The 13461-nt window shown below is 60.3% G+C and carries 6 protein-coding genes; 3 read left to right on the forward strand and 3 right to left on the reverse strand.

All coding sequences use genetic code 11. From position 1 onward, the window contains the following. Window positions 1-11 precede the first annotated feature (11 nt). Both M9Q49_RS31020 and M9Q49_RS35855 read left to right on the forward strand, forming a co-directional pair. Complete coding sequence (locus tag M9Q49_RS31020; protein WP_254507120.1) at window positions 12-620, forward strand: hypothetical protein; 609 nt, start codon at window positions 12-14, stop codon at window positions 618-620. A 962-nt stretch (window positions 621-1582) separates the two neighbouring features. Further along, window positions 1583-3430 carry a DEAD/DEAH box helicase gene (locus M9Q49_RS35855; protein ID WP_315861213.1) on the forward strand — a complete coding sequence of 616 codons (1848 nt, stop codon included), beginning with the start codon at window positions 1583-1585 and terminating at the stop codon, window positions 3428-3430. 218 nt (window positions 3431-3648) lie between these two features. On the opposite strand, the gene M9Q49_RS31035 is transcribed toward M9Q49_RS35855, so the two are convergent. The 3 genes from M9Q49_RS31035 to uvrA all read right to left on the reverse strand — a co-directional run bounded on the left by M9Q49_RS31035 (window position 3649) and on the right by uvrA (window position 12296). Further along, window positions 3649-4164 carry an REP-associated tyrosine transposase gene (locus M9Q49_RS31035; RefSeq protein ID WP_254513186.1) on the reverse strand — a complete coding sequence of 172 codons (516 nt, stop codon included), beginning with the start codon at window positions 4162-4164 and terminating at the stop codon, window positions 3649-3651. 261 nt (window positions 4165-4425) lie between these two features. After that, entirely contained in the window at window positions 4426-5079 is a 654-nt protein-coding gene (locus M9Q49_RS31040; protein WP_254513188.1) for a hypothetical protein, read from the reverse strand. Continuing rightward, the gene (gene uvrA, locus M9Q49_RS31045; RefSeq protein ID WP_254513189.1) at window positions 5076-12296 is read right to left on the reverse strand and encodes an excinuclease ABC subunit UvrA; all 7221 of its coding nucleotides are present in this window, start codon (window positions 12294-12296) and stop codon (window positions 5076-5078) included. The genes M9Q49_RS31040 and uvrA overlap by 4 nt, the downstream gene beginning before the upstream one ends. Window positions 12297-12625: 329 nt before the next feature. On the opposite strand from uvrA, the gene M9Q49_RS31050 reads away from it, so the two are divergent. After that, on the forward strand, window positions 12626-13237 hold the full coding sequence (locus M9Q49_RS31050) for an HNH endonuclease (RefSeq protein WP_254513190.1): 612 nt from the start codon (window positions 12626-12628) through the stop codon (window positions 13235-13237). The last annotated feature ends 224 nt before the right edge of the window (window positions 13238-13461 follow it).

Genomic DNA, 13461 nt, shown 5'->3' on the forward strand with positions numbered 1-13461 from the left:
GAAGGCCGCACGTGATGCGTGTCGACAACGGCGCACCGTGGGGTTCGTGGAGCGATCTCCCCACCGCGCTCGCGCTATGGCTCATCGGCTTGGGTATTGAGATGCACTGGAACACGCCGCGCCGACCGCAGGAGAACGGCGTGATCGAACGAAGTCAGAGCCTGGTGAATACTTGGGCGGAACCGCGGCAGTGCCGAACTGTGCGTCAGTTTCAATCGCGACTGCGGCATGAAGATCGCTTGCAACGCGAAGTTTATCCCGCAATTCACAAGCAGCCGCGAGTCGTGGCGTTCCCCGAGCTGAAGCATTCGGGGCGCACCTACACGGCAGGTTGGGAACGACGTCACTGGAACTGGGACCGCGTGCTTGAGCATCTCAGCACCTATTGCGTGCCCCGTCGTGTCGATCAGTCGGGCAAGATCGGGCCGTATCACCGCAAGCTGTTTATCGGCGCCCGACACGCCGGCCGCGACGTGTACCTGAGCTTCGACCCCGATCGCTTGGAATGGCTGGTGACCGATGAACCAGGCAACCAACTGCGAGCGATATACGCCTCCGACTGGACTCCACACGCCGTGCGCACTCTCCAAGTGCCAGGGCCGGCGCAGCGTCGCAAATGAAAACACTGGCGTAGACAAGTGAACATGAAAGCTAGCTAGATCGGCAAAACTTTATGTCGCTATTAACGCGGCAAAACTTTGTGTCGCGTGACAGAGCCTCGCCCTCCCGTCGTTCGCTACGACAGCGTCGCTGGCGTGAATGGCTGCATTTTTTGCAAACATATGACCTAAGTTGTCGTCACATTCGCATTTAATTGGCGGTTGATCTTTCTCAATTAGGTCGATGTTTTTGAAAACGACAGTTGTCGTCGCGCTACCGGTGCGCGCTGAGAACGGCCCTCTTTATTTGGCTGCGTGGTAGGTGAAACGAGCAGGCGTTATCTGGACCTGTTCAAAATGCGTTGCGACCGCTCCGTTTGATGGTGATAAAGTGTGATATTGGAGCCTCGATATTCCGGCCCGTTTTGTTCTTAAGTCTGGCCTGGCAATGACTTGTGGATGAAATGATCTTTTGCATCACCTGTTATATTCTGGGGGTATGAAAGGGGGGCGGGTTGTTTTAAAAATTGCTGGCCACTCCACCGCGCGGCTCGGAATAGGCGCGCTTGGGAGGTGTTATAAAAGGTTATGCGGCGGAGTCGATGACTTGTCGCAAGTGACTAGAATGGAATGACTTGCAGCGAAAACAAAACTGCATTACCTGTTATATTTTCCATCGTCCGAAAGAGTGGTTTGGGGCAGCGGCGGACTGGGGATTTGCCCGGCGCGAGCCCGAGCTGCGGGAGAGCGGTAGAGTATTTGGTTATTTGAGATTTCGCGGCGATTTGCGATATTTCTCCCCTGGACCGTTCGGCGGGCAGCGTGTTAGAACGGAAGACGGATTGATCCTTGAGGTGAATGTTGCCCATTGGATTTCCGCCAGGTCCAATGGTTTTTTCGCTGCCGCCTGTTTGTTGCGGTCGCTGCTTTTTGGTCCTGGGACGCTCCCAGAAGAGAGACTTGATCTCTCTAGAGACCCTCTGATGTCATTTGAATCGCTAGAACTAGCGCCAGAGATTCTGCGCGCCGTGTTGGCCGAAGGCTACACGAACCCCACCCCGATCCAGGCCCAGTCGATCCCGCATCTGCTGGCCGGCATGGATCTGCTCGGCTGTGCCCAGACCGGCACGGGTAAGACGGCTGCGTTTGCGCTGCCGATTTTGACGAAGCTGCTCACCACCGAACCGCAACCAGCCCCGCAGGCCGAGCACAACTCGGTGGCGACGCATGGCCGGTTTCATGAGGATGAGCAAGGCCACGCTCACATGCTGAAGGCGTTTTCGCGCACTCGGCATGCTCCCAAGTATCGCCGGCCGACGCGGGCGCTCATTCTCTCGCCGACGCGCGAACTGGCTTCGCAAATCGCCGATAGCTTTCGCACGTATGGCAAGGGCACTCGGCTGCGCGACGTCGTGGTGTATGGCGGTGTGAGCCAGAACCCGCAAGTTCGCCTGCTGCAGCAGGGTGTGGATCTGATCATTGCCACGCCCGGTCGCCTCGTCGATCTGACGCAGCAAGGCTGGGTCGATCTGAGCACGATCGAAATGTTTGTGCTCGACGAAGCCGACCGCATGCTCGATATGGGTTTCATGCCCGACATTCGCCGCATCATCAATTTCCTGCCGCGCGAACGGCAGACGCTATTGTTCTCGGCGACCATGCCTGGTCCGATCAAGCAACTGGCCGAACAGATTCTGTCGAACCCGGCGATCGTGACCATCGCTCCCGAGAAGCTGACGACGGAACTGATCGATCAACACGTCTATCACGTGACGAAGGCTCAGAAAGCCGATCTGCTGACGGGACTCGTGCAACGGCCCGGGTTCTCGCGGACGATTGTCTTCACGCAAACCAAGCACGGCGCCGATCGCGTTTGCAAGCAACTCGAGCGCGTCGGTGTTCGCTGCGAAGCGATCCACGGCAACAAGAGCCAGAATGCTCGCCAACGTGCGCTGAATGCGTTCAAGGCCAGCCAGATCCAAGTGCTCGTCGCCACCGACGTCGCGGCTCGCGGCATCGATGTCGACAACATCACGCACGTCATTCAATATGACCTGCCGGGTGAGCCAGAGACCTACGTGCATCGCATCGGCCGCACCGGCCGGGCTGGACAATCGGGTCTGGCGATTTCGTTCTGCGATCCGGAACAACGGATCGAACTGCGCGACATCGAACGACTGATCAATCGCAAGCTGGACGTGCAAAAGGATCACCCGGAAGGGATCGAAGTCCTGAATGTCGCGCCGGCTCCGCAACGAGCTGCTCCTCCGCCGGGCAAGTTCCGCTTCGGCGGTGCTGTTCGTGGCAAGCGGTTCGACGGTCCACGCAATGGCGGCGGTGGCAATCGTCCGCCTCGTGCTGAACGGGGCGAACGCTCGTTCGGCGGCCCGCGGAATGATCGTCCTCGCGAAGATCGCTCGTTTGGCGGCCCACGCAACGATCGTCCCGCTGCTGATCGGCCTCGCGCTGAACGGCCACATGGTGATCGTCCTCGCGGCGATCGGCCGCATGGTGATCGGCCCTTCGGCGACCGCCCACGTGGCGATCGTCCGCACGGTGACCGACCCCACGGCGAACGTCGTGGTGAAGGACGCGGCGAGTTTCGTGGCGAAAGTCGTCCGTTCCGCGGCGATCGACCCGCGCGGGGCGAAGGCCGTCCTTTCGGTGATCGTCCGGCCCGCGGCGAAGGGCGCCCCTTTGGCGATCGTCCCGACCGTGCTGAACGTCCCGCTCGCGGCGCCAACGTGCCTCGTCCTGCCAACGCCAAGAACTACGGCGGCAGCGGCAAGTTCAAGTTCAAAGCCAACCGTCGCCCAACCCAGGCCAAGTAGGTTTTGAAGAAACGTTAGATAGCCTCGATTGCTGAAGCAATCGAGGCCGCGCAGCGGCAAGAGGCATCGCTGTCTCCTGTCATCTTCCATGGGGCGTTGAACATCGAAATTTTCGTTCGACGCGTAGCAGCCGTTTCTCGCAGCATTCGCGTCAATCGCGATGCCTCTTTTCGCTGGCGCGACATCAATTGCTGAAGCAATCGATGCTATCCGAGGTGCTAGAAATCGACCCACTCAATTGGGACACCGACAGTCCGCCTCGCCAGATACCACCGCGCCGAACTCCACTTCCAATCCACCGCTCGCTGCACCAGCTGTGAGCGAGTTGGATTGAGATGCATGTAATCGAGTATCTCTTCAGCCTTCTCGCGCGACTCGATTTCAAACGGATAGTACTTCGGCTGCCAGAATCGGCGCCCCATTCCGAACTCACGAAAGTAGTTCGCGGCCTTCGCCGTGTACCAGGTGCGAATCAGCAAACTCGACCGGCGCTTCCACTCGTGCATCACGAAGCTCAGCGATTGCCCGGCTGGAATCCAGAGCAGCGCATGCACATGATTCGGCATGATCACAAAGCCGATGCACTTCAGACCGGCTTGCAGACGCAATGCTTCCAAGACTCCGAGAATGATCCGCTTGGGTTGATCAAGATCGAGCAAACGGCGACGACGATAGACGTTGAAGGTAATGAAGAAAACCTTCGGCCGATTGAGGATATCACCGTAATTCCGCATCGCGGGATTGTGGTCGATGCACGCGGACGAATCAAACAAAAAGTGCCGAACCGGATAGCATCGATTGCTTCAGCAATCGATGTCGCGCCAGCGAAAAGAGGCATAGCTGTTGAGGCGGATGCTACGAGCAGCGGTCGTGTACTTTACGCCCCGGATCGAGCCGATGGCTGACGCCCGTTGTGGATGACTAGAGACACGATGCCTCTTGCCGCTGCGCGGCCTCGATTGCTCAAGCAATCGAGGCTATCCAAGGACCGGTGCTCACTTCGACAAGTTGAGCGTGCCCCACAAACTCGGGTCTTCCGCAAACGGGAATTCCTGGCCGACGGTGAAGCATTGCGGGCCCAGTTCGCGATCCAGCACGGCGTAGGTGAAGCCGATGGCGGGTTGCTCGGTGGGATTGAAACCCGTCAGAGTCGCGGCGGGTAGAAACGCTTGCAGTACGTAGCCGTCGTGTTTGCGTTCGCACTTGATCTGCAGTTGCCGCGGATCGATCTCGCGCGGGCTTTCTTTCGCCCGATTGATGGCGAGGAGCGAGATCAACGGCTCGTCGAGCTTGCGGCCGTTGCCGAGGGGCAACAAGGCCAGCCGATGACAAAAGCGGCCCGCGCGGTGGATGTTCTGCGTGTTGCGCGTGTCGATCCAGATCTGCACGCCGTCGCTATCGTCAATGCGCGAATCGCGGCACCAGGGCGCTTGCGTCTTTCCCTTGATGTGAAAAACAAAGGCCAGGCCGGCTTCGCTCCAGCCGGCGCGGACCTCGGTGTGAATGCGTTTGCCTTCGAGCTCGCCGAAGCAAGGGAGAATGTGCTTCGGCGTGAGGTTGGCGCCTTTCGCCGACCAGATGTCTTGCGCGTACAAGCAGGGCGCGGCGAAACGGAAAAGGAATGTGGGAGCAACGAGTCGTTCACTCACGAGGCAATCTCCTTCAGGCTGCCACCGAGCGAGGCGAGGTGCTGCGTGAGGAATGTTCGCAGCTCCGGCTGATGGACTTGCTCGATGTTCGCAAAATGCAACTTGATGATGTCCCGCTCCTTGCTCAAATCATCGAACTCCCGCGCGGAGCCCAGATTGGTGATGCCGCCGAGTGCAAACTTCCCCTTCGGGCCGTTCAGTACGAGCAGCAGCGACTGCGGCCGCTTGGTGTAGATGGTGGCCCATGGTTCGCGCTGCTGCGGCACGAGGATTCGCACCAGCTGTTGGTTGCTCCAGAGGAACTCCGCGTCGGGCGCGATTTCCTTGAGCAGTTCGCACAGCTCTTCCAGCGTCTCCGCTTTCCATTCGACCGTGCGACCTGGCGGAAAACCTTTCCGCAGCAAGTGCCACTTTTGGCCGAGGATTTTCCACGGCGAAACGTCTTCGGGAGCGACCGTCGCTTTCTCGGTGTACTTGAAGAAGCCCGCGACCGCGTCGTTGACAAACTGCCAGAACTCCGGCGTGTCGACTTCTTCGAACGTGTGGACGCGAATCTCGATTTCCTGCCACGGCCCTTGCAGCGTCTTCACTTTCACCCGCGGCTCGTTGCCATAAATGGGCAGATCGGAGAGCTCGTTGAGGGTCTTCAGTTGAATCCGCTCCTGCAGTGCTTCTCGCTTAAACGTTCCCTTGTAAACGCGGAACTTGAGCTTCAGCAGCCAGGTCTCGCCGGTAATCGCGTGGAAGAACCAGCCGTCGCTCTTCTTGGCGGCGGCGATCTCGACGACACTGCGCTCGCTCCAGTCCGTCTCGCTGAACTCGCCGAGCTCGTGAATCTTGTCGACGACTTCGGCCAAGATGCGGCCGTCCCATTTGCAGGGTTCGCCGGTGCGGCCAACGCGGCTTTCGGTGTGCCACTTGCGGCCGTCGACTTCCCACGGCATCTTCACCGTCTTGCCGACTTCGGTGATGTCGAGATCGCCTTGCTTCTCTTGATCGAGTTGCTGCGGATCGTACTTCTGCCGATCGGCAAAGGGGCCCGCGAGCAAGACCGGCGCGAGGGCGGCGGCCGTGTGCGAGTAGAGTCCGCTGTCGTTCGCATCGATGACGGCAGGCGACGGCGCGGGCGTTTTCTTTTTCGCCGTTTTCTTGCCGGTCGCTTGCGAACCGCCAGTCATCGCCAAGTGCCGCGCGACGACCTCGTCGGGCGTGCCGCTGCAGACCACCTGGCCGCCGCCTTCGCCGGCGTCGGGGCCCATGTCGATCATCCAGTCACAGCTCTTGATGATGTCGAGATTGTGCTCGATCAGCACGACCGTGTTACCCAGATCGACGAGCCGCTGCAGCACTTCGAGCAGCTTGGCGAGATCGTCGAAGTGGAGACCGGTCGTCGGTTCATCGAGCAGATAGAGCGTGCGGCCGGTGTCGGGCCGCGAGAGCTCGGCAGCGAGTTTCACGCGCTGAGCTTCACCGCCCGAGAGGGTCGGCGCTGGCTGACCGAGCGTGAGGTAATCGAGACCCACGTCGCAGAGCGTTTGCATGATGCGGCGGATCTTCGGAATGTTCTCGAAGAGCTTGAGGGCGTCGCCGCAAGTCATGTCGAGCACATCGCTGATCGAATGGCCATGGAACATGACCGCCAGTGTCTCAGGGTTGTAACGCTTGCCGCGGCAGACATCGCACTCGACCCACACGTCGGGCAGGAAGTGCATTTCGATCCGCTTTTGGCCGTTTCCTTCGCAGGCTTCGCAGCGACCGCCGGGAACATTGAAGCTGAACCGCCGGCCTGAATAGCCGCGGACCTTGGCTTCGGGGAGTTGCGAAAACAGCGTGCGGATCAGCTCGAAGCAACCGGTGTACGTCGCGGGGTTCGACGTCGGCGAATTGCCCAGCGGCTGTTGATCGACGCGGATGATCTTGTTGACGTGCTCGAGGCCGGTGATCTTGTCGTGCTGGCCGGGAATGATGGCAGCGCGATGGAGCAACCGGGCCGCGGCAGCGTAGAGCACGTCTTCGATGAGCGTACTTTTGCCACTGCCGCTGGGGCCGGTGATGGCCGTCAGCGTGCCGAGCGGAATCTTTACGTTGACGTTGCGGAGATTGTTGTGCCGCGCGCCCAGAACTTCGATGTACGCCGTCGGTGCTGCGACTTCAGGCTTCGGCTTGTCGGCTTCGCTGGTTGTCTTCGGCGCTGCCTTCTTCTTTTTCTTCGGCGCGGTCGCATCCCAATCTTCCAGCGGATCGGCGAGCGTCGCTGCCGTTAGCGGCTGACCCGTGCGGCGCGTGATCGGCACGGCCAGCGCCTTGCGGCCGCTGAGATAAGGACCGGTAACCGAACGCGGCTGCGAATCGAGCTCCGTGGGATGAGCGTTCGCGACAATCTCACCGCCGAGTCGTCCTGCCCGTGGGCCGAAGTCGAGAAGGTGATCGCAATGCTCGATCACTTCGCGGTCGTGTTCGACCACGATCAGCGTGTTGCCGAGATCGCGGAGCTTGTGGAGCGCGCCGAGGAGCCGAGTGTTGTCGCGCGGGTGCAAACCGATGGTCGGTTCGTCGAGCACATACAGCACGCCGCACAGGCCGCTGCCGAGCTGACTGGCCAGGCGGATGCGCTGGGCTTCGCCGTTCGAGAGTGTTGCCGCGGGACGCGAGAGAGACAGATAGTCGAGACCGACATCGAGGAGGAACTGCAACCGCCCCATGATTTCGCGGAGCAATTCGCCGGCGATCTTTCGTTCGCGCTCGCTGAGGTTCCACTCGTTGATCGTCTTCTGCAATTGTCCCAGCGGCATGCGGCCGATGTCACCGATCGTCTGATTGCGAAAGCGGACGGCGGAGGCGTCGTCGCGCAAGCGGCTGCCACCGCAGGTCGAGCACTCGACATCGGCAACGAGTTGCTCGAGGCGAATGCGGAGGAGCGGCGACAGTTTCGATGCTTCTTCGAGGGCTGGATACAAACCCTTGAATTGAAAGCGGAACAGCGGCTTGGCTTTTTTCGCCGTCGAACCAGGCGGGAGCACATCGAACCATTGCTCTTCCGCGCCGTAGAGAATCGTCCGCCGCTGTTTGTGCGGTAACTGATCGAAGGGCACATCCAGCGGCACGCCGGTGCCGGCGCTCAGCGCTTCGAGCATCGCGGTGGCATGCGGCTTGGTGAGATCGGGCCAGAGGGCGAGTGCGCCTTGAGCCAGCGTGAGCTTGGGATCGGAGAGGAGCGCGGCGGGATTGGCGCCAGTTTGCACGCCGAGGCCTTCGCACGATGGGCACCAACCGAGCGGGCTGTTGAACGAAAAGCTGTGCGGCGTGAGAGGCTCGAAGCTGCGATTGCACTCGCGGCAGGCGAGATGCTGGCTGTGCGGCACGACCTTCCATTTGTTCTCGGGCACGTCGTCTTGAGCGTAGGCCACATGCATCACACCCTTGCCGAGGGCGAGGGCTTGTTCGACGCTGCCGGCGATGCGCGAGCGGGCTTCTTCCTTGACGATCACGCGGTCGAGAACAACTTCCACCTTGTGCTTGCGACGGCGATCGATTTCGGGCACGGCACCGAGTTCGTGCGACACACCGTTCACGCGGACGCGGTTGTAACCCTTCGCGCGGAGGCTTTCCCATAATGTGGCATACTGCTGGCCGACCTCGATCTCCATCGGCGCCATTAGGAACAGCTTGGCTCCGGGCGTTTCGGCCAGGATCGTATCGACGACCTGATCGGCCGATTGCGTGCCGACGGGAATATCGCAATCGGGGCAATACAGCTGACCGAGACGGGCGATCATGATCCGCAGGTAATCGTAAATCTCCGTCACCGTGCCGACGGTCGAGCGCGGTGTGTGGCCGAGGTTCTTCTGCTCGATGGCGATGGCTGGCGACAAGCCGTCGATGTGATCGACGATCGGCTTTTGCATTTGGGCAACGAACTGCCGGGCGTAGCTCGACAGGCTCTCGACATATCGCCGTTGGCCTTCGGCGTAGATGGTGTCCATCGCGAGCGAGCTTTTGCCGCTGCCGCTGGGACCGCAGAAGACCGTCATCTTGTCGCGCTCGATTCGCGCGCTGACGTCCTTCAAGTTGTGCTGCTTCGCACCGCGAACGACGATGTGCGTCGCCAGTTCCGGCGGGCCTTGCGTGACGACTTCGGGTTTGTCGTTTTTGGGTTTCTTCTTCCCGTTTTTCTTTTCTTCGACGGGTGTGAGCGCAGCGTAGGCCTTTTCGCGAGCCTCTTTCGCGGCGGAGCCGTCGAGGATCTTCTTCAGCGCGCGGCCCGTGTAGGACTCTTCGCACTTCACGATGTCTTCGGGCGTGCCGGCCGCGAGCAACCGGCCACCGGCAGCGCCACCTTCGGGGCCCATGTCGATGATCCAGTCCGCCGTTTTGATCACATCGAGATTGTGCTCGACGACGAGGACGGTGTTGCCGGCTTCGACGAAGTTGTGCAGCACCTTCAAGAGCAACTGAATGTCGGCGAAGTGGAGGCCGGTCGTCGGTTCGTCGAGCAAGTACAACGTCTTGCCGGTGCTCTTCTTCACCAGTTCGCGGGCCAGCTTGATGCGTTGGGCTTCGCCACCGCTGAGGGTCGGCGACGGCTGACCGAGCTTGATGTAGTCGAGGCCGACGTCGTGCAGTGTTTGCAGCCGATGATGAATGTTCGGCACATTGGCGAAGACATCGAGCAACTGCTGCACGTCCATGTCGAGCACATCGGCGATCGACTTGTCCTTGAAGCGGACCTGCAATGTTTCACGGCTGAAGCGTTTTCCTTCGCAGACGGGGCACATGACCCACACGTCGGCGAGGAAGTCCATTTCGAGCTTCGTGCTGCCGTTCCCTTCGCAGGCTTCGCAGCGGCCCCCTTCGACATTGAAGCTGAAGCGGCCCGGCTTGAAGCCGCGGCGTTTGGCTTCGGGCAACTGCGTGAAGAGATCGCGGATTTCGTCGAACAGTTTGATGTACGTACCGGGATTGCTCCGCGGCGTGCGGCCGATGGGCGTTTGATCGATGGCGATGAGCTTGTCGAGATGCTCCATCCCTTCGATGGCGCGATGCTTGCCGGGGTTGCCTTCGCCCTTGTTCAGGTCGCGATGGAGCGTCTCGACCAGAATGTCGCTGACGAGTGAGCTCTTGCCGCTGCCGGAAACGCCGGTGACGCACACGAACGCGCCGAGCGGAATATCGACGTCGACGTTTTTCAGATTGTTCTGTTCGGCGCCGAGGATTCGCAAAAAGTTGCCGGTGAGCGGCCGGCGAGTCTTCGGCACGGCGATTTCGCGTTCGCCCGACAGAAACTGCCCCGTGACACTCCGCTCCGTCCGCAGCACTTCGCCGGGTTTGCCTTGGGCAACAAGTTCACCGCCGCGCACGCCGGGGCCTGGACCGAAATCGAGAATCTGATCGGCGGCCCAGATGGTGTCCTCGTCGTGCTCGACGACGATCACGGTGTTGCCCATGTCGCGCAAACGGCGGAGCGTGGCGAGCAAGCGATCGTTGTCGCGCGGATGGAGACCGATCGACGGTTCGTCGAGAATGTAGAGCACGCCGACGAGGCCGCTGCCGATCTGGCCGGCGAGGCGGATCCGCTGCGATTCACCGCCGGAAAGGGTCGGGGCCGTGCGATCGAGCGACAAATAATCGAGGCCGACGTCGATCAAGAAGCCGAGCCGGGTGCGGATTTCCTTGAGCACTTCGGCAGCGATGATCTGCTGAGTGTCGGTCAGTTGCAGCCCGGCGAAAAACGCCGAAGCGTCGCTGACCGCGAGATTGCAGATCTGCGGCAGTGTACGGACGGGATTTTCTTCAAAACCCGGCGCCGACGTCGTGATGCGCACCGCGCGAGCTTGCGGCACGAGTCGCTCGCCATGGCAGGTCGGGCAGCCGACCATGCTCATGTATTTTTCGAGCTGCTTGAGCTGCATCTTGCTTTTGCTGGTTTTGTGCTTGCCGGCAAATTCGGGAATGATCCCTTCGAATTTGCCGCCGTACATCATCGGCGCTTGCCCACCCCGCCAAGTGAACGTGATGTGCTCTTTGTCGGTGCCATACAGCCAGACGCGCTGTTGCTCGACGGTCAACTTGTTCCAGGGCGATTCCAGCAGCGTGCCGTCTTCCCACTTGTGCTTGCGCTCGAGCGTATCGGCCACGCCTTGATAAATGTGCCGCCGCCAACGACCCAGCTCGTGCCAGGGCCCGATGAGTTCGATAGCTCCTTCTTTGAACGACAATTTCGGATTCGGAATGAGTAACTCGGGCGACAGCGAATACATCACGCCGAGGCCGTCGCAATCGGCGCACATCCCTTGCGGGCTATTGAAGCTGAAGAGCTGCGGGCTCGGCGGTTCGAACGACAAGCCGCACGTCGTGCAGGCGTAGTCGGACGAAAACAGCATATCGCCGGCGCGAGCCGCGCGGCGCTTCTGCTTCGCGCCCTTGGCAGTTACTTCTTCCTCGGCTGCTTCAGCTTCTTCGTTCTCCGGAACGGGCACTGATTTCTTCGCTGCCGCTTCGTCATCGAGCGCGACAATTAGATTGCCGCCGCCCATTTTCAGCGCGGTTTCGACGGCTTCGCTCAAGCGCGGGCGAATATCGGGGCGCAGAACCAGCCGATCGACAACCACTTCGATATCGTGCCGCATCTGCCGATCGAGCGATTGGCTGGCGTTCAGCTGCACGACGGTGCCGTCGACACGAGCGCGCACGAAGCCCTGCTTCAGCAAGTCTTCGAACAGATCTTTGTATTCACCCTTCTGCTGCCGAATCAGCGGCGCGAGGATGTTCAGCTTGCTCCCCTCGGGCAGCTGCTGAATGCGGGCGAGGATTTCTTCGCGCGATTGCGCGGTGATCGGCTGGCCGCACTTCGGGCAGTGTCCCTGGCCGACGCGGGCGTAGAGGACGCGCAGGTAGTCGTAGATTTCGGTGATCGTGCCGACGGTCGAGCGCGGATTGTTGCCGCTGGACTTTTGGCTGATGCTGATCGACGGGCTCAAGCCGCCGATGTAATCGACGTCGGGCTTGGGCATTTGACCCAAGAAATGCCGGGCGTAGCTCGACAGGCTTTCGACATAGCGACGCTGCCCTTCGGCATACAGCGTGTCAAAGGCCAGGCTGCTTTTGCCGCTGCCCGAGACGCCGGTGAGACAGATGAGTTGATTGCGAGGAAGGACGAGCGACACATCGCGCAGGTTATGCTCGCGAGCCCCTTTGATGACGATGTCCGATGCTGGCATGAGCCCCTGTATTCCTGTTCAGATTCCTCCGTGCCGAATCCTGTCATTGTAGGAGTTTAGGGGCCCGAGCGGACAGGGGGAGAATTACGAATCGGCGGGTCTCCTCACTGGGTTCAGGGATGTGATGAGTTCACGTCCGCCCGCTGCGCGACACCTCCCTTTCCCTCTTTCCCGCCGCTTGACGCACTGAGTAGAATGGAATGTGTTCAGTGCCCCTTGTTCTACATCGACGAGCCGGGTTCCTCGACAGGCTGGGTTCCTTGAGAGGATCATGCCCTCGCCGATTTGCGGAGGGATTCTGCGTGATCGAAGCGGACTCAGACCGAATCTTGAGTTCTAGCGTCTTGGTGCTGAATCGTTTCTATTCCCCCGTGCATGTTGTCTCTGTTCGCCGGGCCTTCATTCTCCTCTATCGAGAATGTGCCGAGATCATCCATCTCGAGGATGGCCAGTTTTGCAATTACGACTTCTCGGGCTGGTGCGAAATGAGCGCCTTTCGCTCGTCCGACAAGCAGCCTCATGAAGATTGGATTCAGAGCGTGCGCTTCGAAGTGCAAGTGCCGCGCGTCGTCCGGCTGCTCGAATACGATCGGCCGCAACGGAGTACCCTCCGCTTCAATCGCCGCAACCTCTTTGCCCGCGACGGCCATCGCTGCCAATACTGCGGCCGGTCCTTCCCGTCGCATCAGCTCAGCCTCGATCACGTCATGCCTCGTAGCCGCGGCGGCGAGACGAGCTGGCAAAACGTCGTCTGCTCGTGCGTCGGTTGTAATACCAAAAAGGGAAGCAAGACGCCGCAAGAAGCGAATATGCTGCTGAAGACCCCGCCGGCCGAGCCCAAAGCCAATCCGCTGCTGTTGCAGAAATTGACGAATCCGAAATATGCGTCCTGGCGGACATTCTTGCCGCATTTGGTTTCGCATTTGAGTGAAGCGAATTAGGTGCCTTGGTGTGCCACTGGCCAGAGCCAGTGTTGATGGGCGAGGGGCGGCGGCGTTCGGCTCGCGGTGGACACTGGCCATTGTGGCAAGAGGTTGCGCTGCGATTCATTGGTTGTTTTGGTAACGGCCAATTTTCTGACAGTCCAACTCGTGCCAGAAGTCGCGAAGTTGCCTTGGCCTGCATTTCAATCTCCCATTGCCGATCGGCACTGGTTGAGTCCAGT

This window comes from Anatilimnocola floriformis, from assembly GCF_024256385.1.
Classification (GTDB): Bacteria; Planctomycetota; Planctomycetia; order Pirellulales; family Pirellulaceae; genus Anatilimnocola; species Anatilimnocola floriformis.

Coding starts and splice junctions, on each gene's coding strand:
- M9Q49_RS35855 (WP_315861213.1), top strand. CDS start 1,583: ATGTCATTTGAATCGCTAGAACTAGCGCCAGAGATTCTGCGCGCCGTG.
- uvrA (WP_254513189.1), bottom strand. CDS start 12,296: ATGCCAGCATCGGACATCGTCATCAAAGGGGCTCGCGAGCATAACCTG.
- M9Q49_RS31035 (WP_254513186.1), bottom strand. CDS start 4,164: ATGCGGAATTACGGTGATATCCTCAATCGGCCGAAGGTTTTCTTCATT.